Source organism: Bdellovibrio bacteriovorus (genome assembly GCF_001592745.1).
GTDB classification, from domain to species: Bacteria; Bdellovibrionota; Bdellovibrionia; order Bdellovibrionales; family Bdellovibrionaceae; genus Bdellovibrio; species Bdellovibrio bacteriovorus_B.
Genome location: NZ_LUKD01000001.1, coordinates 118,489 through 139,010, shown reverse-complemented (window position 1 = coordinate 139,010; position 20,522 = coordinate 118,489). Strand labels below are relative to the sequence as shown.

The window sequence follows — 20,522 nt, the reverse complement described above, 5'->3', positions numbered from 1 at the left end:
AACTAGTTCAGCTCCGCTTTTTCACGCAACTTATCGCGGGAAAGGATACGAATTCCGCGACCCGCGGATTGATCAATCAAACCTTCTTTTTCGAAAGAAGCTAACGTACGAATCACTGTCTCGGGAGTCGTACCAGCCCATTGGGCGATTTCTCTTCTTGTCCAATTTTGGTGTGAGAAATGTTCTTGCAGGAACAAAAGCGCTTCAGCGATACGCTCGGAAGCATCTTTATCCATTTGTCCCATCCACTTTTCTTCAGCCATACGCAAATCTTTAGAAATATGCGAAAGAAGTTTCATCGCTAAGTCGGGATAAGACTTAAAAATATTCATCACATCGGCTTTAGGGATAAAGCAGAGTTCACAGTCTTCAACTGCAACGGCCGAAGCGTGATAAGGCTCGCCCGCAAATAAAGATCTATACCCTAAGGTTCCACCCGGCCCCACCAAGCGAAGCGTGTGCGCCGCGCCTGTAGGAGAGGTGACCTCCAGCTTCACTAAGCCATGTTGGATGGTGAAAATTCCCAACGAGTCGTTTCCTGAATAGAAAATCACTTGCCCCGCTTTGAAGCGGCAGGTGACACGAGCTTTTTCAACCATCTGCTGTACATCCGGAGATGCACACATCAAAGAATCTGCTTTATTTTCGCAGTTTCTGCAGGTTTCGGTTGTGGGTTGCGGAGGACAATCTTTTTTTAGCGACATCTTAGTTAAGTATACTAACAAAGATTTGCTGTTTCGTCATGAAAGTTTGTCGATAAAGCTTGGTGCAGCAGTACTCCATCTTCGCGACCTTTGTACTGAGCCGTATTAAGTCGTTGCGCCGCAATCAGTTGCTCCGCAGAGAGTTTCCAAGGGGAAAGCACGCCTTGGAAAAAATGAGTAAATTTGGCTTCTGCAGCAGCGGGAAGCTCGGCTTTCATCTCAAGCTGAAGCCGACGCTTATAAAAGCCTAGCAAAATAGCCTTGAGGGTTTTCAACAAGTGCAAAGGCACGGAGTTCATATCTGACATTAGATAATGAAATTCTCGTCGGAAAGAATCGTCTTCTTCTAACATTTGTTGGATATCTGGAAAGGTCACAACAATACGCAAACGTTTGCAAAATTCAATCTGAGCTTGAGCTTTCTCTGGATCCGCAAAAAAGTGATCAGCATGAATAAGGTCGTGCACGATGAAGCCCAAAACATCTCGGCCTTCCTCGACAAAATTCAAGATCTGATCTTTTTCAACCAGCATGCTGATGCAACGTCGCCCTTGCGCCTGCATGTTTAAAACATCTTCCGGGGTGGGCAACGTGATTAAAAGGTCCAGCGGGTAGATCTGCTCTTTCCAGCGAAGGATAGACTTAGGTACGGCGAGCGGGATGGACCGCCAGCTCAAAGAACAGAAGAAATCCACAAAAGGGCGGGTGCTTTCAAAGCGTCGCAAGGACTTCGCCTGTTTAAGTTCTGCCGGAAGTGATTCGCGAAGAATGCCTAAAAAAGTTTCGCTCCGCAAAGCGGTGTCGTTCGACGACGGAATCGGGAATTCATTGTGAACACCTCCCAGGAAATCCTTGGGTCGGCGCAAGAACGCAAAAATAAAAATATAAATCGAGGCGATTTCTACATCGCTCAGGCGTTTTTGCCTCCACAAAGAAAGAAATGGCTGCAAGCACTCATAGGCCACCGGGCCTTGAGTTTTTAGAAATGTGTCGTCAAGAAGACGATGGCGAAAGCGACCGGTACGTAACATAATGACTTTTGTAAGCCCAGCCTTAACGGAAGTCTAACAAATTACTCGTTGCCAAGCGTGGCAAGGGCTTTTCTAATAAAAAAGACAGCGAATCTCTAGGGATTGGAGACTCCATGAAGACATTGTTTTTGATGATGTTGTTGCTGGCCGGTGGGAATGCCCGGGCTCAGTATTTTATGGTTCAAGAGTCCGCAAAGTCTCCGCCGAAAAAAGCCTTAATGACTCCTCTCGATGTCGCCGAAGAATTTCTAGAAAACAACTCCGAAACCAATTCACTCACGAATTCTGCTTTATCTCTTCTTAGATTTTCCTTTTTCAAAGACAAATATGCCGACTACAACGAGCGCTACAACCGCGCGAAACATTTTGGCAGTTGGTTGCGCGATCATAATGACGGCACTTGCTATAACACGCGCGCAAAAGTTTTAATTCGCGACTCTGCCGTGGAAGTTTCTTTCGCTTCCAATGGTTGCACCGTGACTGAGGGGCATTGGGCGGATCCGTACAGCAATCGTGATTACACGCGGGCATCGGATATTCAAATTGATCACTTTGTTCCATTGAAGAATGCGTATATCAGCGGGGCCTATAAGTGGAATTGGCAACGACGCTGTCTTTATGCGAATTATATGGGGAATGAATTTCATTTGCTGCCTGTGTATGGGCCGGAAAATTCGTCAAAGAGCGATAAAACTCCGGAAGGGTACATGCCTCCGAATCGCAGTTATCAGTGCCAATACCTGGCTCAATGGTTGAAAGTTAAACTGATTTGGTCGCTGGGACTTTCTGTCTCTGAAAAAGAAGCGGTGGAGGAGTTAGCGCAAGCCCATCATTGCACGGCTGCGGAGCTAAGTTATTCCGAGACAGATCTGGCTGCTCAGCGCCGCTTTATCGCAAATAATATGACTCTGTGCCAATAGAGGCCAGACTTTCGCCCTCAAATCTGACAATGTGGAAACAATGAGGAGACCCGCGCTTTTCAAGGAAAAATCGCTTTAAAAAGCAGCTTCTTCTGCCGATAAAGCATCCATGAAACACATTCTCTTATCTTTGGTATTTTTATTGGGGTCTGTGGCTCAAGCCCAACAGGCGTGTTCAACGAAAACCTCGTCAACGCAAGACTTAAAAGAGCTTTGCGATGCGCTCAACAAAAATAACAAATCTCATTGCGACGTAAAAGTGAAAGCAGAAAAGCAGGCTTTACCTGCGATCAGCTATGGAATCATGTCGGCAAGTTCTAAAATGAAGGGCTTGTTTTCACAGCTCGAAGGTTTACAAAAAGAGTTCTTGAAGCAGTCGGGAGGATGCCCCGGGGGGTGTTCTCGCGTCAGTGCTCCCGTCGTGGAGGTTTCTACGAAGCCGACGGAGGTAGTTCCCCACGAGTCCTGCCCGCAACAGTACACCGCGATTCAACTGTCGGCGGCTGAAGGAAAAAAATTTGGTGTCGCTCCAAGTGGGAAGGGTATTAAAAAAGCTTTCGCAAACACCGCAGAGGCGACGACTTTTGCGCAAGAGACATTGATGAGCGATAACAGCTTGGGAGAATACATGGAACAAAAATACTGCCAGTCCCCATGCTCGTACTCTTCAACAATTCGTTTGAAGAGCCAAGAATCAAAACAAGTGGATTTAGAATTGATCGTAATGTGCGGACCACCGAAGAAAGAGCGCGACTGGACGACACAGGCCTCGTTGACGAAAAACTACCGCTGTGAGGTGCAGTAATGAAATACGTAATTCTTGTTTCTCTTTTTTGTTTGGCAGGTGCGGTGCAAGCGGGTGTTTGTAAGGATTCAGATGGCGGTGTTCAGCCCTCGACGGCGGGAAAAGTGATTTATTCTTTGGGTGATGAAAATTGCTTAGGTGATTCCTGTTATACGCAGATGATCAAAGAACATGACCGCTGCTTAGACGCTCAAAAAGTCTTAGAGTTTTCGTGTCAAAACGGTCAACCTCTTGAAAAAGAAATCAACTGTGCTGGCGATCACGTCTGTCAGAGCGGTGCCTGCGTCAAAAAATAAGTGGCTCAATGCAAAATCGACAGGTTTAAAACCGGTTCTGTTTGGAGCCTGGGACATTCTTGTTTAGCATTGTACTCATGCAGTACACAACGATTGAACTTCTTGGAACGATATTCTTTGCTTTAGCCGTCATTCACACTTTCATGGTGGGGAAAATACTTCAGTGGTCTCACCACTTTCCCAAGCATTCCGCTTGGAATAGTATTTTGCATCTTTTAGGTGAAATCGAAGCCGTTTTTGCTATTTGGGCGAGTCTCTTCATGGCTGTCTACATTTCTCTCGAAGGGTGGGGAGAGGCGATCAAGTATCAGACTTCTCTGAATTTTGTAGAGCCGTTCTTTATTTTTGCGATTATGGTGGTCTGTTCGACAAGACCCATCTTGGCAGCGGCTCGACATGGAATCTTGTTTTTAAGCACCGTTGTGCAAAGAGTATTTAGAACTCCAGCAGTTCATACAGATCTTTTTATCGTCTTAGTTGTTGGATCACTCAGTGGCAGTTTTATCACCGAGCCCGCAGCTATGACAGTGACAGCTTTCATGCTTAACTCCATGTTGCAAAAAGAATCCAGCAAACTAATCTATGCTTTGATCGCAGTTCTTTTTGTGAACGTTTCTATTGGTGGAGCGTTGACCCCATTTGCGGCTCCACCCATTTTAATGGTTGCGAGTAAATGGAATTGGGACTTCGCATTCGTGTTGACTCACTTCGGTTGGAAAAGTGCGATTGCTGTCGCTATCAATGGTATTTTGCTGGTGACGATTTTTAGAAAAGAATTCGCACAAAACTGTATCACGTTGCGCGAAGTTGAAACCCGTCTTTCAGGAGCACAAGCTCCTATTCCCGCCGGCGTCACATTGGTGCATCTTCTGTTCCTGGCAGGGATTGTTATCACGGGACACTATCAAAATGCGTTTCTGGGCATCTTCCTTTTATTCTTAGGAGTAGCGAGTGTCACACAACGTTATCAGGATGCTCTTCGACTGAAAGAAAGTCTTTTGGTTTCTCTTTTCCTTGGCGGAATCATTCAATTCGGAGCTTTTCAAAAGTGGTGGTTAGCTCCGCTTTTGGGAGGCATGAGTGATTTAGTGTTGTTCAAAGGAGCCGTGGGTTTGACCGCAATCACGGACAATGCGGCTTTGACTTACTTGGGTTCACAAGTCGAAGGGCTGAGCGACTCCAGCAAATACGCTCTGGTGGCGGGTGCCATTGCGGGCGGAGGTCTAACAATAATTGCCAACGCTCCGAATGCGGCCGGATATTCTATTCTAAGTCATAAATTTCCTGGCGGAATTAAGCCATTAAATCTTTTAATTGCGGCCATAGTTCCTACGGCCATTGCGATATTCTGTTTGTGGGTCCTGTAAAAAAATAATAAACGATGCTTTTTGCTGAAGTCCTCATTAAAATTTCTTGATGGATTTTGAGGACTCCGTATTTTTTGAAATTTCCAATGACATGGTTGCTGTCGTGGGAATGGATTGGGTTCCTGTAAAACTGAATTCTGTTTGGGCTAAAGAGCTGGGATGGAGCAACGACGAAATTATCCAGCTCTCTTTCAAAAATCTGATTCACCCCGATGATTACATATCCACTTTGGAACAGATCGGAGTTCCTCACGATGGCCAAGTGGTGCGTGATGTGCGAAATCGGTATCGTTGTAAAAACGGATCTTACAAATATCTTTGTTGGAATTATAAAATAGATCTGAAAAATCGGCTGATCTATGCTGTCGTCAAAGACATCACTCAGCAAAAAATCTACGACGAGATTTATAAGCGCGCCAATAAAGTGGCGAAGTTGGGCAGTTGGAGTGTCGACTTAGCGGAAGAGAAAGTCCATTTTTCTCAAGAGCTGTGTGATCTCTTTGAAATCGATCCCAAGGATATCTCTGAAGTGGAAGATGCCATGAGCATTTTGCCCCCTGACGCACGAGCCTTGATCGAAGAAAAATATAAAAATCTGAAAGAGCGCGGTGAAGAGTACGACGTCGAAACTGTACTGGCGACTAGTAAAGGCCGTCTGTTTCCGGCGCGAATTATGGGAGCCGCCTTAAAAGAAAACGACGTCATCATCACAGCTTTTGGAATCGTTCAGGATATTACCAAAGTAAAAGAAACCGAAAATATTCTGCGCTATCAGCAAGAGCTTTTAAATGGTCTTTTCGATTCCTCACCGTCAATCATTTACGTGAAGGACTTAGAAGGACGCTACATTTTAGCCAGCCGTCAGTTTGAAATTTTAATGGGTAAAAGCAAAGATGAAATCTTAGGAAAGACGGACTTTGATCTATTTGCGGAAAGGGATGCCCTTCGTCACGTACGCAATGATCATCAGATGATCCGGACCCGAAAAGCTGAAAAAATCGAAGACGCCATTCTTTTACCCGACGGCAGTGAAAAGCAATACATCTCTGAAAAGTTTCCTTTGATGGATGCTCAAGGCTCTGTGCTTGCTTTGGCGGGTGTATCCACGGATATCACGGAACTGCATCGTTATCAGAAAGAACTTCTGAAAGCGAAAGAAGAAGCCGAACTCGGGACCAAGGCCAAATCTGAATTTCTGGCGAATATGAGTCATGAGATTCGTACACCCATGAATTCAATAATGGGCATGGCAGAAGTGCTTTTAGAAAGTCCGCTTGATGAAGATCAAAGAAGCTATGTCACTATTTTGAGTCGTGCTTCTGAAAGTCTTTTAGGTATTATCAATGACATTTTGGATTTCTCGAAAATCGAATCCGGTCAAATGGTGCTTGAAAAGGTGCCGTTTCCATTACGCGAAACCGTGCGAAAAAGTATTGAGTTGTTGTTAATCAAGGCTCAGGAAAAAAAGTTGGAACTGCGTGTGGATATTGATCACGATGTACCTGATACGGTGACTGGAGATGCAAAACGTTTGCAGCAAGTTCTTATCAACCTGGTCGGAAATGGTCTTAAATTCACGGACTCGGGAAGTGTTCTATTAAATATATCCCTGCGTCGACAAGCCCAACCCGTTCTTGAATTCACAGTTCAGGATACAGGAATAGGTATTTCTGAAGATAAATTAGCCACTCTATTCACGAGGTTCTACCAAGGCGATTCGTCGATAACTCGCCGCTTCGGAGGCACGGGGCTAGGATTGAGTATTAGCAAAGAGCTGGTGGAAAAAATGGGTGGTCAGATCACCGTAGAAAGCACGCCAGGGCAGGGTTCTCGCTTTATTTTCACCATTCCTTTAAATCCATGACTCAATAAAAATATATTTTTTAGGGGCTAGACAAAGTGCGGTCGTTTGTTTAACCTAGTTTTATCTCACGCAAAACTTAAGGGGAGGTCACTATGATTCTATCTAAAATCATTTCAATGATGTGTCTTTCCCTTATTCAAAAATAAAGATCCCGACGTCAACCCAACGTAAAGATCTGATTCTCTGACATTTTAATATTTTATTTTGCTCATTGATGAGCAGATACGGATTTGCATGAACTTCCTTAGACGTATGCTGTTTTACCAAGTTAGTTCTTTGGTGAAATTGGCGAAAACGAAAAACATTGAAGAAGGCGACTTACTGCCTTTGCCTGCGCATTTACATCCGGAAACTTTGCCTGTTTCCTTAGAGCCCTTGCAGTGGACGACGCCGAAAGCATTTTTGTTTTCGTTGATTCGCACTCTTAAGAAATTTTTGCTGCCGGGATACTCTTGGTATCTGGCGAGCTCGGTTTTAGCGCTTTTGTCGCCAGTTTTTGTAAATCGTTTTGTTGGCTTGATTTCTAAAGGTGTGACCCAAGAAACTTTGCCTGAAGCCCTGCTTTATGGACTTCTTTTAGGTCTTTGTGGTTTTTTGTCGGGACTGTTTTTGCAGCATTATTTTTATAATACGCTTCAGTGTTATCAAGTGACGACGAACATTTTGAACCAGAAGATCTTTAGTCACAGCTTGAAACTCAGTCAAAGTGCGCGCCAAAAAAGCCAGGTGGGTGATATTGTCAACCATATGAGCTCGGACAGTGATTCTGTTTCTGATTTCCCGCAGATCCTGGGAGATTTGGTTTCGTCACTGTTTCTGATCATCGGCGTGGTGGCGATGCTCTTTTATTACATTGGATGGTCGGCGCTTGCGGCCTTGGCCGTGCTTTTCACGTTGGCTCCGTTGACGAATTACGTAGCGAAGAAATTCACGCATTTGGATGAAGAAATGATGAAGCATCGCGATCATCGCGTGACTTTGATGACGCAAGCTCTGAACGCCATTCGCGTTGTAAAATACTTCGCTTGGGAAAAAAGCGTCTCTAAAGAAGTGACTGAAGTGCGAGAAAAGGAACTGCTAAGTCGCCGCCGCTTGGCACGCGCCGAAGTGATTTCTTCATTGGGGTATTTGGGTGTCTCGACATTGGTTCTTTTTGTCGCTTTAGCTGTTCACGCGTGGCGGGGACAGATTTTAGATGCGGCTATAATCTTTACCTGTATTTCTTTATTCGGTCTTTTAGAAGGACCGTTCGGTGATCTTTCGCGTTTGATCTCCCGCTACACCACAGCCGTTGTCGGGGCGGGGCGTATTCTTAATTTCTTAAAACAAGAAGAAGTCGAGATCACGACGAAAGAAAACGCTTTAGTGGGCCAGCCGATGGGACTTGAAATCCATGGACTGTCGCTGACTTATCCCGGAGCACAAGAAGAAGTATTAAAAAATATCGACCTGGTGGTTCCCGCAGGAAGTTCAGTAGCTATCGTAGGTCCGGTGGGCGCAGGCAAAAGCAGTTTGCTTTCAGCACTTCTTGGCGAGGTGGCACCCACGAAGGGAAAGATTGAATTTTCTAAAGTCTTAGAAAATGAGCGTCCGCGCATGTCCTTCGTGCCGCAAGAGGCTTACATCATCAATACGACTTTGTTAGAAAATCTTTCTTTTGGTGAAGATGTTTCCAAGGAAGAGTTGCGTCGAGCTTTACACAATAGTTGTTTAAGCCGTGATTTAAAGGAGTGGTCCGGAGGCCTTCGCACCGAAATCGGTGAAAAAGGTGTGAACTTATCCGGTGGCCAAAAACAGCGTGTCGCTTTAGCACGCGCTTACTTAAGAAAACCTCAGATCGTATTATTGGATGACCCGTTATCCGCAGTTGATGCTGAAACCGAGAATCTTCTTTGTGAGCGTTTGTTATTTGGTGCATGGAAAGATGTCACTCGCGTTGTCGCCACTCATCGTCTGGAACACTTACCAAAATTTGACCAAGTTCTTTATATTGAAAACGGCGTAGCGCGCGGTTTAGGAAGTTTTGAAGAGCTTCTAAAAGTCTGTCAGCCCTTTGCCGAATTTTATAAAGAACATGGTAAAACTCAAGGGGATCATAGTTCGACGACGGTGCCTGCTGAAACTTCAGTTGAAGCTGTCACCGCGACAGATGAAACCGACGAAAAGAAAAACCGCGTGACCGAAGATGAAGAGCGTGAAGTCGGCGCCGTTAAGGGCTCCGTGTACTGGGATTACATTAGCTCTTTGGGCGGCGACGGAAAGTACACGAAGCCCCTTATTTTAAGTGTTCTTTTATTAGGCGCGATCGGCGTCACGCTTTTGCCGCTGTTGCAAAAAGCTTGGCTGTCTTATTATTCCAGCCATCAAGGCGAGTGGGCCGCTTTATCAGCCGTGGGTATCTATGGTGTGATCGGCCTTGCCGTTTTAGTGGGATCTTTACTGAATCACTTAATCTGGCTGGAGCGCGGGATTCGTGCCGGTAAAAATATGCACGATAAAATGCTTCACAGTGTTTTAAATTCTCCAGTACGCTTTTTTGACTCCACACCCGTGGGCCGAATCATCCAAAGGTTTTCCCGTGATATTGAATCGGTGGACGTTTACTTGCAGTGGAGTTTTGATTCCGCTGTTCATTGTGCTTTACAGGTGATTGTGTCCATCGTGTTGATCTTGGGATTGATGCCACTGATGATTTTTGTTATCGGACCGGTGATGGCGCTCTACTATGTGTTGCAGCGTGATTATCGCAGACCCGCTCGAGAGGTGAAACGCTTTGACAGTGTAGCTAGGTCCCCACGTTATGCTCACTTTAAAGAAACCTTGCAAGGGTTGACGGTTATTCGTGGCTTTAACAAGGCACCGTGGTTTATGCGAAACTTTTATGACAAGCTCGCACACAGCCAAAGAATGTTTTATTCACACTACATGATCAATCGTTGGTTTTCGTCACGCATCCCTTTGATCGGTGGACTGATTTCGATGTCAACGGCCGTGGGGGTGACCTTGTCCGCGTACTATGGAGTGATGGAAGCAGGAACTGCGGGTCTCGTGACGCTTTATTCATTATCCTTCTGGGGCTTTTTGAACTGGGGTGTTCGTATCTTTGCGGATATTGAGTCACGCATGACTTCGATTGAACGTCTGAAGTTTTTCTCAAACCTTCCTGCGGAAAAAGATGTTTTGCTGAAAGGCGAAGAGTCGCTTCGTCTTTCTTGGCCAGAAAAAGGGGAGATCTCTGTTGAGAATTTGAAAGTGCGTTATGCTCCTCACTTGCCGCAAGTTCTTAAAGGCATCACCTTCCATGTCGAGGCCGGTACGCGAGTAGGTATTATCGGGCGCACGGGTTCGGGAAAGAGCACCTTCTTTCAATCTCTTTTTCGCTTTATCGAAGCGGAAGAAGGTCGAATCAAAATTGATGGAGTGGAAATCGCAGCGGTGCCATTAGAAAAATTGCGTCGCAACTTAGCGATCATTCCCCAGGATCCGACTTTGTTCTTAGGGACCATTCGTAATAACTTGGATCGTTATAACGAATATTCCGATGAAGAAGTAGTGACGGCTTTAAAACATGCGTCGATGTGGGAATATGTCAAAGAATTGCCGCAAGGAGTTCATTCGGCTGTCAGTGAAGGGGGCTTGAACTTAAGCCAAGGTCAGCGCCAGCTTCTTTGTCTAGCACGCGCCTTATTAACAAAAGCGCGTGTCATTGTGATGGATGAGGCCACTGCCAGTGTGGATGTACAAACTGATGCGACACTTCAAAAAGTCATCCGTCAATCCTTCGCGGGAGTAACGATGCTCATCATCGCGCATCGTTTGGGTACGATTGCAGATTGTGACCAGATCGTTGAGATCTCTGCAGGTGAAGTTAAATCGGTGCGGCGCCCTTCGGAATTTTCCAAAGAAGAGATCGAAGAAAGTCTTGTGTAAGATAGAAAAGGCGGACAGTAAGTCCGCCTTTGTTTTTTGTCGGAGACCTTGGCAGGCACTTCAGAATGGATTCTGATGAAGTGTTGTGAAGGAGGCCTTTATGGCAACAAAAGTACTTACATTGGTCGGCGGAATCAGCAAAGATTCATTGAATAAGAAACTCTTTAAAGCCGTCAAGGACATGGCTCCCGAAGATATTCAGATAGACACTTTTGATATCGCCACGCTGCCGTTTTTTAGTCAGGATCTAGAAAATGATCCACCTGAAGTCGCAAAACAGTTTAAAAATAAAATCAAAGAGGCCGACGCTGCACTCTTTATCACGCCTGAGTACAATCGCAGTTTTCCGGGAGTTTTAAAAAACGCCATCGATTGGGGTTCCCGCCCTTATGGACAAAACCTGTGGGATAAAAAGCCCGCGGCGGTGATGGGGGCCTCCATTGGAAATATTGGAACATTCGGCGCTCAACATCATTTGCGTCAGGTGCTGGCGTATTTAAATATGCCGACAATGGGTCAGCCTGAATTTTATTTTAATGCTTCTAAGGCCTTTGACGAAAAGGGCACGCTGACGGATCCGAAGAGCAAAGAGCTGATTCAAGGATTCTGGAAAAGTTTTGCGAAAGAGTGTGAAGAGCTTAAGAAATAAAAAAGGGAACCGCGAGGTTCCCTTTTAACTTAGAAAGCTATGCGCTCGCTAATTCCGTAAAGGAATTAGTGACCAGCAGGAGCAGCTTCTTTAGTTTCAGCTTTAGCTTCAACTTTTTTAGCGTGTTTTTTCTTAGCTGGAGCTTTAGTTTCTGCAGCAGGTGCAGTTGCAGCAGCTGGAGCAGCAGCAGTTGTAGTTTCAGTTTTAGCAGGTTCGTTAGCTTGAGCAACAACACCAGCAAATACAACAGTCATCAAAACAGAAGCGATTTTCATAGTAACCTCCATTGGTTCTTTAGTTAGCTTCAATCGAACAGGAGTTATGCTAGCAAAGAGGGTTAAAGCCCTGATTAAAACGGAATTAAATGTTTTTAATTTCAAAAGTGAAGCGCGCACCGTGTTCTGAATGATTTTGCGCACTTAACTTTGCGTTATGAAGAATCGCTATTTTTTGCGCGATGGCTAAACCCAGACCAAAGCCTTTAACACGGGTCTCCATGTTCGCTCCGCGCGAGAAGCGTTCAAAGATAAACGGCAATTGTTCTTCGGGAATACCTGGGCCGTTGTCTTCGACGACGAACTGAGTGATGTCTTGTTTCCAATTGAGATTCATCGTCACGACTTCGTTGTTCGGCGAATACTTGATGGCGTTTTCGATGATATTGATCACAAGATTTTGCAGAAGATCATTATCTCCGCGAACCATTTTGCGATCGTCCGTTGTCTCATTGTTGATATTGAGTTTGAGCTTGATATTTTTTGAGTTAGCCAGCTTCTCACAACGAGGCAGCACTTCAAAGATGACTTCATCAAAGGCCAAGTCTTGAAAGTTGAGTGCGCCGGTGCCGGCATCGACACGCGCAAGTAGCAGCATTTCTTGCACGATACCTGAAAGATTGTCGACCTCTTGCAAAGCACTTTTAATAAATTGATCGACATCGCGCTTTTCTGATTTCTGCAAAAGCTCTAGCTCTCCGCGCATGATTGTCAGCGGAGTTAAAAGCTGGTGAGAAGCATCGGCGACGAAGCGCTCCTGACTTAAAAAAGCCTGCTGAATACGATCCAGCATTTCATTTAACGTCAAAGCCAGTTTACGAATTTCGTCATTGGCATTAGGAATCGGCACGCGCTGAGAAAGCTCGCTGGCTTTAATTTCTTTGGCCGTATTGATCATGTTGTTCACAGGGTTCAAGGCTCTGGCCGATAGAAACATTCCGCCCAGGGTTGCAATCAAAAGGACAAACGGAATCCCGACCTGCAACAAAGTCAGACGCTGCGAAATCTGTGTTTCCATCAAAGTCATGGGCACGGCGATCTGTAAAAGTAACTGAGGTTTGGCCGCATTATCTAAAGGAAAAGAAATCAGTCGGTAAGAGTCCGCTTCGGCAGAGGGGATATTTCGAATGTGTTCAATAGTGCGGTAGGTGGCTTCATCACCGGCCCAGATGCGTTGAAAATCTTTTTTATAAGGCGGATTGAATTCACCAAAGTTCCCTACGCGCGCCAAGACGGCGCCAGAACTGTGGCGCACTTGAATCAACGCGGTTCCTAGCGGGAAGGGAAGAATTTTACCATGGTCTAAACGCAGGGGCGGAAAGCTGAGATCTCCTTTTACGCCGATTTCAATTCCCTCAGAAACGTCGACCGAATAGTTGAAGAGGGCATCGTCGAAATCCTGTTGAAGGGTGTCGATCATCATTTTGAAAAGGAACATGTTAAAAAAGATCGTGGTCGCTCCAAAAATCAGAACGAAGATCAACGACAGGCGAAGACGGATACTGAAGCTAGAAAGAAATTTATAGATTTTCTTTAAGAACATAACCCGTGCCGACCACTGTGTGAATCAAGCGCTTCGCAAAGGGAGCGTCGATTTTTTTACGCAATAGATTGATGTAAACGTCAATCACGTTGCTCTCTGAATCAAAGTGGATGTCCCACACGTGCTCCGCAATTGAAACACGTCCTAAAGGACGTTCCGGGTTGCGCATAAAGTATTCTAAAAGAGCGAACTCTTTCGTGGTTAAAGAAATCTCCTGGCCCGAGCGACGGGCTTTTCTTTGAATCAAGTCCAACTCTAAGTCCGCATATTTCAAAGTGTTGGAATGACTTCCATTCGTCGCACTTCCCTTACGACGAAGAAGCGCACGCACACGGGCGTGAAGTTCGTCAAAAGAGTACGGCTTCGTCAAATAATCGTCAGCGCCGGCATCCAAACCATTTACTTTGTCTTTCGTCGTTGAAAGAGCAGTGAGCATCAGAATTGGTCCTTCGTAACCATCGCGACGAATATGGCGAGCGGTATCGATACCGCTTTGATCAGGAAGCATCACATCTAAGATCACCAAGTCATAATCACCTTGAGCCATGTAAGACTCAGCTGCGGAACCGCTTTCCGCAAGATCGACCGCATAACCCACTTCAGCGAGCCCTTTTTTTAGAAAGTTCGCCATTTTGACTTGATCTTCAACGACGAGAATCCGCATTTTGCATCGGTCCTTTCTGATCTTTTTTCTCTTTCATAAAATAGAAATCCAAAATGCCCATCAAGGATTTGTATTTTAAAGAAAGGGCTTTTTTAGATTCGGTCATTTCTCCGGGAACTAATTTTTCGTAGTGACCTTGCCAATCAAAAGCATGATCCTCGGCCGCGTGGCCCGCCGCCAAAACTCCGCCGGTGCGATTGACGATAAGGTTTGAAGCATTCACGGCAAAGTCGCCTTCTTTTTCAAAAAGGTCACGCCCCAAAGAGTAATATTCTTTGTCAGAAAGAGCTAAGTTATAAAGTGTCGGGGCAATGTCGGCTTGGGATCCAAAAGCTTCAGGGTCTAATTTTTTACGGATGGCTGCCGGTACGTAAAGATAAAACGGCACTGAGCCTTTCTGCAGAAGTTCCTGCTCAGAAAAATTCACTATCCAGAACGTATGGTCGCCCGTAATCGCCACGATCACTTTATCTTTTAAAGGCGAGTTTTTAAGTCGAGTTAAAAACTCGCCCAATTTATCTGAAGAATAGCGATATGTTTTAAAACGTTTCTCTGCCAAAGACGTGTCGCCGATCAAACGAGATGTCAGCTCTGCCGGTGCTTTTAATTCAGGAACTTTATAAGCGCGAGGCAGTTGATAGGGCGGATGATTCGTCGTAGTCATCGTCAATAAAAACTGCGGTTCTTTGGCTTCACTTAAAGTTTTAAAAACGTATTCAAAAACGTCTTCATCGTAAACGCCCCAGTCGTGACGGTCTTTAAGTCCTCCCAAAATTTCGCTCATTTCAAATTCACCTTCGACGGTGTCAAAGCCTTGAGCGACCGCAAACTTATTGACCTCTCGCCAGCCGGGATTTCCGCCATACAAGAAGCGCGCCTTGTAGCCTGAGTCCTTAAAGACGCGGGCGGGGCTAGTGCGGAAGGGAACTTGCAAGTAATCGCTTTCAGATAAAAATTCGCTGATCGGGCGTTGTGCAGAACCAATCATCAAACAACTCAAGCTTCCAATGGTTGCATTGGTGCTTGAAAGAAAGTTCGTTAGATAAGTGTCTTCTTGCATGTGCGGTTTGAATTGACCTAAAAGATCAAAATCAGGCTGGTCGTATTTAAACCAATATGCCCCCATGGATTCCATCGTCAAAAGCAAGACATGCGGCTTTGTTTTTTCCGCCCATTCACTTTTAGGTGTTCGACGCTTCATCAACTCCAAAGGATCTTCAGGGACTTGTTCCGGCGTTAAGGAGTAAAAATCCGCGAAAGCCTGGCGATAGTTTTCGCCGTACCCGTAGTGGCGTAAATTGCTATCCCACTTAGAGGTTTGCTGGGCTTTAAGTTCTATCGCGCGAGTGAAAGCGCGAGTGCCGTTAAAACTTAAGTGGTTTACAAAAATAGATTTGGAAATTCCGGTGTCCATCTCACTTAATGGGAATAACCCTAAGGAACCGCGGGCACCCACGCCGTTTAAAAGGAAGACGATAAAAAAGAACAGAACGAAAACGGGATAAGAAACGCGCTCGACCTTTAAAGGAATCCACTCACGCCCTTGGGTGAAGTTGATCTTCAGTCCCTTCCACAACGAGTAAGTGAAAAAGAAAAAGCCCAAAGCAATCCACACCATCGGATAATTGCGCCAAATCGTTTTGATCAAGGCGATAGTGTCATCGGTGATAAAACCAAAGATCAAAACATTGATGCGATCTTGATAGAAGCTGTAAAAACCAAAGTCGACCGCCGAAACGAAGGTCACGATAAAGAGCATGACGGTGTAGTACGGAATTAAAAACTTCGTAAAGTGTGAAAAAAGATGGCGCAGTGGTTTTTCAAGAAACTTCGTGAACGCCAGAAAGCTTGCCAGAAAAAGTATCAAGAGGGGAATCGCGTTGACGTAGAATAAAATCGTACTGTCAAAGCGAGCGCCTAAAATGAATGCACGTACAACATCGCCTTTTACCTGCGAAACCTCGTTCATGTTGCCATAAACGAAGAAAAATCCTACACGCCAAAGAAAACCAATAAAAAGAAAGACGGCATTCAAAATCAGAATGCGTTTAAGATAGAGCCAGGATTGTTTTAGCCATTGCGCCCGAGATTTTTCCATGTTGAGGACATGAAAATCGCACTTCCCAGGCGCTTACGCAACATGATTCAGAAGCTTATTCTGGTGGTTTACCGAAGTCCCATTTTTGATTGGGATCGTCAGGGATTTTGAAGTCCGAAGTGGCTTCCACCTTTTTCAGTTCCACTTTTTTGATGTTTTTATCTTTATCGGCCGTGACGGCTACTGCCGGGCCCTTTGGCTTCTTACTTTTTTCGAGGTCTTTGATCATTTTGCCGTAGTGCTCCACGGAGCGCGAAAGGAAGTAAGCTCCCTTGGCTTTTTCGCCCTCAAAGAAGACGTCCACGCCATCACTTTCTTCGCGAACAACTTTGACCTTGGCGGTAAAACTCCTAGATTCATCGGATTTTTCAGGTTCTTCTTCGGCTTCGAAGTATTTCGTGGAATTCGCACTGCTTTGAGCCTGTGCATCACTCACGAGTAAGAGTGTCAGGATGAGACTTAGCATGTTGCCTCCTATCCCAATATAATGCACGGCCTTTTGTTGCCATGCAATAGGCCTTATAGTAGGGTTGGGCCTTGTAACGAGGAGACCTTATGAATTTAGGTTGGACTGAGATTTTATTGATCGGTGGTATCGCACTTCTTTTGTTCGGGCCCAGCAAACTTCCCGGTTTGGGACGTTCTTTGGGTGAATCTATCCGCGGCTTCAAAAAAGCTTTAAACGAAGACCCTAATGAGCGCGAAGCCAACCCGCAAATTTCTCAAAACAAAGAAAAGCCTCTGAATCAAACTCAAGAGCAAAAAGACACTCATAAGCAATCATGAGTTCTGAAAAAATCGCACTGACGCAAACTGTGCAAAAGGGAGGTTGTGCCGCGAAAGTGGCCGCCTCTGAGCTTCGTCGTATTTTAAGTAACGTGAAGTTTCCTGCCGCGCATCCGGCTTTGATGGTCGATGGCGGACTTTTTGACGATGCGGCGATTTACAAAGTCACGGACGAGATAGCCCTGGTTCAGACTTTGGATTTTTTCACTCCCATCGTAGACACTCCCAAACTGTTCGGTGAAATCGCGGCGGCCAACGCTCTTAGCGATGTCTACGCCATGGGCGGGCTTCCTAAAACAGCCATGGGTATCCTGGCTTTTCCTTTAGCCACTCTTCCTGAGTCTGTGATTGTCGATGTTATGCAAGGGGCGAGCGACAAAATCGCGGAGGCCAGCGCCAACTTTGTCGGCGGTCATTCCATTGATGATGACACTTTAAAATTCGGTCTTTCGGTCACGGGATTTGTTCATCCGAATGAAGTGTGGACAAACGCCAAAGTGCAAGTCGGTGATCATTTGATCCTGACAAAACCTCTTGGTACCGGGACATTGACGGCGTCTTTAAAACGTCGTGAATCTTCCGAAGAAGACATCATGGAAGCTTTGCATAGCATGGCGACCATTAACAATGCTGTCGACTATTTGACTCCGCTGACAAAACCTTACGTGCATGCGGCGACAGACATCACGGGCTTTGGACTTTCGGGTCACTCCATGCAAATGGCTAATGCGAGCCAAGTGAGTTTAAGAATTTCTTTGGATAAGGTTCCGAAATTTACCAAGGCTTTATCCTTCTTAGAAAAAGGTTTTTTAACCAAAGCCCATCGTTCTAATGCCCAATACACCGAAGCTTCGATTGATACGACAAAACTCGATGATCTCCACAGGCTTTTAATCCACGATCCCCAAACCAGTGGTGGCCTTCTTTTAAGTGTATCTCGCGAAACCAGTCGCGACACTGTCCAGGCCTTGCGAGCTAAGTTCAAATCTGCTGAAATCATTGGAGAGGTTTTGCCTCGCCAAGATAAAGCGGTGATTTTTGAGTAACGAACGAATTCCTATCGAGCAGTATAAAAACTTATTTTTATCGGGAGCGCCCTTGATTGATGTGCGAGCCCCGGTGGAGTTTGCTCAAGGTCATCTGCCCCATGCCGTCAATATTCCTATCTTAAATGATGAAGAGCGCGCCCTTATTGGCACGACTTACAAGCGTGAAGGGCAAGAGGCCGCCGTCGCACTCGGATACCAAATCGTTTCTGGAGACGTGAAGGCGGACCGTGTTCAACGCTGGAAAGACTTCGTACAAACTCATCCGGGAAGCGTTGTCTATTGTTTTCGCGGTGGGAAGCGTTCACAAATCACTCAAGCCTGGCTTGCCGAAGCGGGTATTTCAGTTCCGATCATTGCCGGCGGTTATAAGAAAGCACGGCAGTTTTTTTCTGACGAGTTGGATAAGTTCTGCAATCAGCGCGAACTCTTAGTTGTCTCGGGACCCACGGGAAGTGGCAAGACGGATCTCTTAAAAGAGGTGAGTGGGTTTTATCCCACGATGGATCTAGAACTTTTGGCGCGACATCGTGGTTCGGCTTTTGGATCTTTGCCTATTCATCAGCCCACGCAGATCGATTTTGAAATCGCTTTGGCCTTAGATTGTTTAAAGATTGAGGACAAAACCCCTTTAAGCATTCGCCCTTTGGTGGAAGATGAAAGTCGGCTTATCGGTCGCATTTGTCAGCCGAAGCCTTTCTTTGAACGCCTGCGAAGTTCCGAAGTTCTATGGTTGGACGAAGCTTTTGAAACCCGGGTAGAGAACATTTTTACTGATTATGTGCTCAACACTGATATTGGCGAAGGCTCGTCACCCCAGTTTCGCTGCGCTGAAGAAGAAGAGATCCTTCGAGGACAAGCGCTTAAACTTTTTGCAAAATACCGCGAGGCCGTGCTGTCAATTCGCAGAAAGCTGGGCGGTTTAAGAAGTCAGGAGATCTTGGCCGATCTGCAAACGGCCGAGTCTCAGTTTCTGGCTCACGGTGATATCCAGTCGAACAAAATATGGATCGAAAAGCTTTTGAGCTATTACTATGATCCCCTCTATCTGTCTTCCTTGGAGCGGCGACAAGTCCGCGTGCTCTTCAAAGGGCCTCGTCACGAGGTCGTTGCCTTCCTAAAAAGCCTTCCGCAGTAGTGGATATTTGCCTTTTTCTGGGTGCGTTATCTGTTTGAAACGGCAAGATTTCGTCGCAAGATAAACCGTTGCCAAATTTAACAACCCTTATGAGGAGACAACATGAATAAGTTAGTACTTGGCGGTCTCGTTGTAGCTGCTATGGCATTTACAACTGCTTGCCAAAAGAAAGTTAAGCTCGACACTGATATGAAAAAAGCGAGCTATGCTATCGGTCAACAAATCGGTGGTAACTTGAAACAACAAAACATCGATTTCGATGCTGACGCTTTGGCGCAAGCTTTGAAAGATGCATCTGCGGGTAAAAACGAAATGTCTAAAGAAGACATGCAAGCCGCTATGATGAAACTTCAAGAAATGGCGATGAAGAAACAACAAGAAGCTGCTGAAGGTAACGCAAAAGCAGGTAAAGATTTCTTGGAAAAAAACAAATCAGCAGCGGGCGTGAAAACAACAGCTTCTGGTCTTCAATACATCACTGAAAAAGAAGGCACGGGCGCTTCTCCTAAAAAAGAAGACGTAGTAAAAGTTCACTACAAAGGGACTTTGACAAACGGTGAGCAATTCGATTCTTCTTACGATCGTGGTCAACCCGCTGAATTCCCAGTTGGCGGTGTAATCCCAGGTTGGACAGAGGCTCTTCAATTGATGAAAGTCGGCGGCAAAGCTAAACTTTTCATCCCACCTGAATTGGCTTACGGTCCTTCTGGTCGTCCAGGCATCCCACCAAATTCAGTTCTAGTTTTCGACGTTGAGTTGATCGACATCGTTAAACAAGATACTAAAAAGAAAAAGTAATGATCGATTTATCGATAGATCCTTTTCAGCATTTTGATCGCCTCCTTAAAGAGGCGATCGCAAAGCAAGTCCCCGAGGCCAATGCTATGTCTGTCGCCACAGTGGATGAAAAGGGTGTGCCCTCCGTTCGCATCGTCTATCTTAAAGAGGTGTCGAAGGGGGGCTTTGTTTTTTACGGCAACTACCTGAGCCGTAAAGGAAAAGATATTGAGGCAAACCCTTCCGTTTGCCTGAATTTTCATTGGCCCGTTTTGTGGCATCAAATTCGTATCACAGGTAAAGCTGAAAAGATCTCTGCTGAAGAAAGCGATGCTTACTTCGCAACCCGTGCGCGCTTAAGTCAGATCGGTGCATGGGCTTCGCATCAAAGTGAAGTCATTCCAGATCGTGATTGGCTCGCTCGTCGTGTGGCTGAATACGAAAAGCAATTCGACGGTCAAGTCGTTCCACGTCCCCCCCACTGGGGCGGTTGGAGAGTCATCCCCACGGAAATTGAATTCTGGTTTGGCCTTAGTGGACGCCTTCACGAGCGTTTTATCTATCAAAAGACCGATGCTGGTTGGAAGACGTTTCAGCGCAGTCCTTGAGCCTTCCGCTCCGCTAATTTC

Annotated in this window: 19 protein-coding genes; 12 read left to right on the top strand and 7 right to left on the bottom strand. The window is 45.7% G+C overall.

Translation table 11 applies throughout. The annotated features are described in order from the left end of the window. Nucleotides 1–2: 2 nt before the first annotated feature. Entirely contained in the window at nt 3–704 is a 702-nt protein-coding gene (locus AZI87_RS00620; protein WP_063204524.1) for a Crp/Fnr family transcriptional regulator, read from the bottom strand. 14 nt (nt 705–718) lie between these two features. Beyond that, nucleotides 719–1,735, bottom strand: a complete 1,017-nt coding sequence (locus tag AZI87_RS00615; RefSeq protein ID WP_063204523.1) for a hypothetical protein — start codon at nt 1,733–1,735, stop codon at nt 719–721. A 113-nt stretch (nt 1,736–1,848) separates the two neighbouring features. Here AZI87_RS00615 and AZI87_RS00610 point away from each other — a divergent pair, with 113 nt between their 5' ends. From AZI87_RS00610 to AZI87_RS00580, 7 genes are all read left to right on the top strand, one after another. Further along, a complete protein-coding gene (locus AZI87_RS00610) occupies nt 1,849–2,655 on the top strand; it encodes an HNH endonuclease family protein (RefSeq protein WP_063204522.1) in 807 nt (268 codons plus the stop codon). Between the two features lie 109 nt (nt 2,656–2,764). Continuing rightward, the gene (locus AZI87_RS00605; RefSeq protein WP_063204521.1) at nt 2,765–3,460 is read left to right on the top strand and encodes a hypothetical protein; all 696 of its coding nucleotides are present in this window, start codon (nt 2,765–2,767) and stop codon (nt 3,458–3,460) included. Continuing rightward, a complete protein-coding gene (locus AZI87_RS00600) occupies nt 3,460–3,756 on the top strand; it encodes a hypothetical protein (RefSeq protein ID WP_063204520.1) in 297 nt (98 codons plus the stop codon). The genes AZI87_RS00605 and AZI87_RS00600 overlap by 1 nt, the downstream gene beginning before the upstream one ends. A 77-nt stretch (nt 3,757–3,833) precedes the next feature. Next, complete coding sequence (locus AZI87_RS00595) at nt 3,834–5,123, top strand: putative Na+/H+ antiporter (RefSeq protein ID WP_063204519.1); 1,290 nt, start codon at nt 3,834–3,836, stop codon at nt 5,121–5,123. Between the two features lie 49 nt (nt 5,124–5,172). Next, nucleotides 5,173–6,987 carry a PAS domain-containing hybrid sensor histidine kinase/response regulator gene (locus tag AZI87_RS00590; protein WP_063204518.1) on the top strand — a complete coding sequence of 605 codons (1,815 nt, stop codon included), beginning with the start codon at nt 5,173–5,175 and terminating at the stop codon, nt 6,985–6,987. A gap of 234 nt (nt 6,988–7,221) precedes the next feature. After that, on the top strand, nt 7,222–10,917 hold the full coding sequence (locus AZI87_RS00585; protein WP_063204517.1) for an ABC transporter transmembrane domain-containing protein: 3,696 nt from the start codon (nt 7,222–7,224) through the stop codon (nt 10,915–10,917). Between the two features lie 100 nt (nt 10,918–11,017). Then, on the top strand, nt 11,018–11,566 hold the full coding sequence (locus AZI87_RS00580) for an NADPH-dependent FMN reductase (protein WP_063204516.1): 549 nt from the start codon (nt 11,018–11,020) through the stop codon (nt 11,564–11,566). 65 nt (nt 11,567–11,631) lie between these two features. Here the strand turns inward: AZI87_RS00580 and AZI87_RS00575 are convergent, their stop codons facing one another. The 5 genes from AZI87_RS00575 to AZI87_RS00555 all read right to left on the bottom strand — a co-directional run bounded on the left by AZI87_RS00575 (nt 11,632) and on the right by AZI87_RS00555 (nt 16,612). Continuing rightward, nucleotides 11,632–11,841, bottom strand: a complete 210-nt coding sequence (locus AZI87_RS00575) for a hypothetical protein (protein WP_063204515.1) — start codon at nt 11,839–11,841, stop codon at nt 11,632–11,634. Nucleotides 11,842–11,926: 85 nt separating this feature from the next. Next, nucleotides 11,927–13,384 carry a sensor histidine kinase gene (locus tag AZI87_RS00570; RefSeq protein ID WP_063204514.1) on the bottom strand — a complete coding sequence of 486 codons (1,458 nt, stop codon included), beginning with the start codon at nt 13,382–13,384 and terminating at the stop codon, nt 11,927–11,929. Then, nucleotides 13,362–14,048 carry a response regulator transcription factor gene (locus tag AZI87_RS00565; protein WP_063204513.1) on the bottom strand — a complete coding sequence of 229 codons (687 nt, stop codon included), beginning with the start codon at nt 14,046–14,048 and terminating at the stop codon, nt 13,362–13,364. Before AZI87_RS00565 ends, AZI87_RS00570 begins: the two co-directional genes overlap by 23 nt. After that, the gene (locus AZI87_RS00560; protein WP_063204512.1) at nt 14,029–16,146 is read right to left on the bottom strand and encodes an LTA synthase family protein; all 2,118 of its coding nucleotides are present in this window, start codon (nt 16,144–16,146) and stop codon (nt 14,029–14,031) included. The genes AZI87_RS00565 and AZI87_RS00560 overlap by 20 nt, the downstream gene beginning before the upstream one ends. A 55-nt stretch (nt 16,147–16,201) precedes the next feature. Next, a complete protein-coding gene (locus tag AZI87_RS00555) occupies nt 16,202–16,612 on the bottom strand; it encodes a hypothetical protein (RefSeq protein ID WP_063204511.1) in 411 nt (136 codons plus the stop codon). A gap of 89 nt (nt 16,613–16,701) precedes the next feature. Here AZI87_RS00555 and AZI87_RS00550 point away from each other — a divergent pair, with 89 nt between their 5' ends. The 5 genes from AZI87_RS00550 (at nt 16,702) to pdxH (ending at nt 20,501) form a co-directional block, all read left to right on the top strand. Continuing rightward, the gene (locus tag AZI87_RS00550; protein ID WP_063204510.1) at nt 16,702–16,932 is read left to right on the top strand and encodes a twin-arginine translocase TatA/TatE family subunit; all 231 of its coding nucleotides are present in this window, start codon (nt 16,702–16,704) and stop codon (nt 16,930–16,932) included. Continuing rightward, nucleotides 16,929–17,978, top strand: a complete 1,050-nt coding sequence (selD, locus tag AZI87_RS00545) for a selenide, water dikinase SelD (RefSeq protein WP_063204509.1) — start codon at nt 16,929–16,931, stop codon at nt 17,976–17,978. The genes AZI87_RS00550 and selD overlap by 4 nt, the downstream gene beginning before the upstream one ends. Then, on the top strand, nt 17,971–19,116 hold the full coding sequence (gene mnmH, locus AZI87_RS00540; protein WP_063204508.1) for a tRNA 2-selenouridine(34) synthase MnmH: 1,146 nt from the start codon (nt 17,971–17,973) through the stop codon (nt 19,114–19,116). The genes selD and mnmH overlap by 8 nt, the downstream gene beginning before the upstream one ends. Before the next feature lie 102 nt (nt 19,117–19,218). Continuing rightward, complete coding sequence (locus tag AZI87_RS00535; RefSeq protein ID WP_041873119.1) at nt 19,219–19,914, top strand: FKBP-type peptidyl-prolyl cis-trans isomerase; 696 nt, start codon at nt 19,219–19,221, stop codon at nt 19,912–19,914. Beyond that, entirely contained in the window at nt 19,914–20,501 is a 588-nt protein-coding gene (pdxH, locus tag AZI87_RS00530) for a pyridoxamine 5'-phosphate oxidase (RefSeq protein ID WP_063204507.1), read from the top strand. Before AZI87_RS00535 ends, pdxH begins: the two co-directional genes overlap by 1 nt. Nucleotides 20,502–20,522 lie beyond the last annotated feature (21 nt).

Coding starts and splice junctions, on each gene's coding strand:
- AZI87_RS00620 (WP_063204524.1), bottom strand. CDS start 704: ATGTCGCTAAAAAAAGATTGTCCTCCGCAACCCACAACCGAAACCTGC.
- AZI87_RS00615 (WP_063204523.1), bottom strand. CDS start 1,735: ATGTTACGTACCGGTCGCTTTCGCCATCGTCTTCTTGACGACACATTT.
- AZI87_RS00610 (WP_063204522.1), top strand. CDS start 1,849: ATGAAGACATTGTTTTTGATGATGTTGTTGCTGGCCGGTGGGAATGCC.
- AZI87_RS00605 (WP_063204521.1), top strand. CDS start 2,765: ATGAAACACATTCTCTTATCTTTGGTATTTTTATTGGGGTCTGTGGCT.
- AZI87_RS00600 (WP_063204520.1), top strand. CDS start 3,460: ATGAAATACGTAATTCTTGTTTCTCTTTTTTGTTTGGCAGGTGCGGTG.
- AZI87_RS00595 (WP_063204519.1), top strand. CDS start 3,834: ATGCAGTACACAACGATTGAACTTCTTGGAACGATATTCTTTGCTTTA.
- AZI87_RS00590 (WP_063204518.1), top strand. CDS start 5,173: ATGGATTTTGAGGACTCCGTATTTTTTGAAATTTCCAATGACATGGTT.
- AZI87_RS00585 (WP_063204517.1), top strand. CDS start 7,222: ATGAACTTCCTTAGACGTATGCTGTTTTACCAAGTTAGTTCTTTGGTG.
- AZI87_RS00580 (WP_063204516.1), top strand. CDS start 11,018: ATGGCAACAAAAGTACTTACATTGGTCGGCGGAATCAGCAAAGATTCA.
- AZI87_RS00575 (WP_063204515.1), bottom strand. CDS start 11,841: ATGAAAATCGCTTCTGTTTTGATGACTGTTGTATTTGCTGGTGTTGTT.
- AZI87_RS00570 (WP_063204514.1), bottom strand. CDS start 13,384: ATGTTCTTAAAGAAAATCTATAAATTTCTTTCTAGCTTCAGTATCCGT.
- AZI87_RS00565 (WP_063204513.1), bottom strand. CDS start 14,048: ATGCGGATTCTCGTCGTTGAAGATCAAGTCAAAATGGCGAACTTTCTA.
- AZI87_RS00560 (WP_063204512.1), bottom strand. CDS start 16,146: ATGGAAAAATCTCGGGCGCAATGGCTAAAACAATCCTGGCTCTATCTT.
- AZI87_RS00555 (WP_063204511.1), bottom strand. CDS start 16,612: ATGCTAAGTCTCATCCTGACACTCTTACTCGTGAGTGATGCACAGGCT.
- AZI87_RS00550 (WP_063204510.1), top strand. CDS start 16,702: ATGAATTTAGGTTGGACTGAGATTTTATTGATCGGTGGTATCGCACTT.
- selD (WP_063204509.1), top strand. CDS start 16,929: ATGAGTTCTGAAAAAATCGCACTGACGCAAACTGTGCAAAAGGGAGGT.
- AZI87_RS00535 (WP_041873119.1), top strand. CDS start 19,219: ATGAATAAGTTAGTACTTGGCGGTCTCGTTGTAGCTGCTATGGCATTT.
- pdxH (WP_063204507.1), top strand. CDS start 19,914: ATGATCGATTTATCGATAGATCCTTTTCAGCATTTTGATCGCCTCCTT.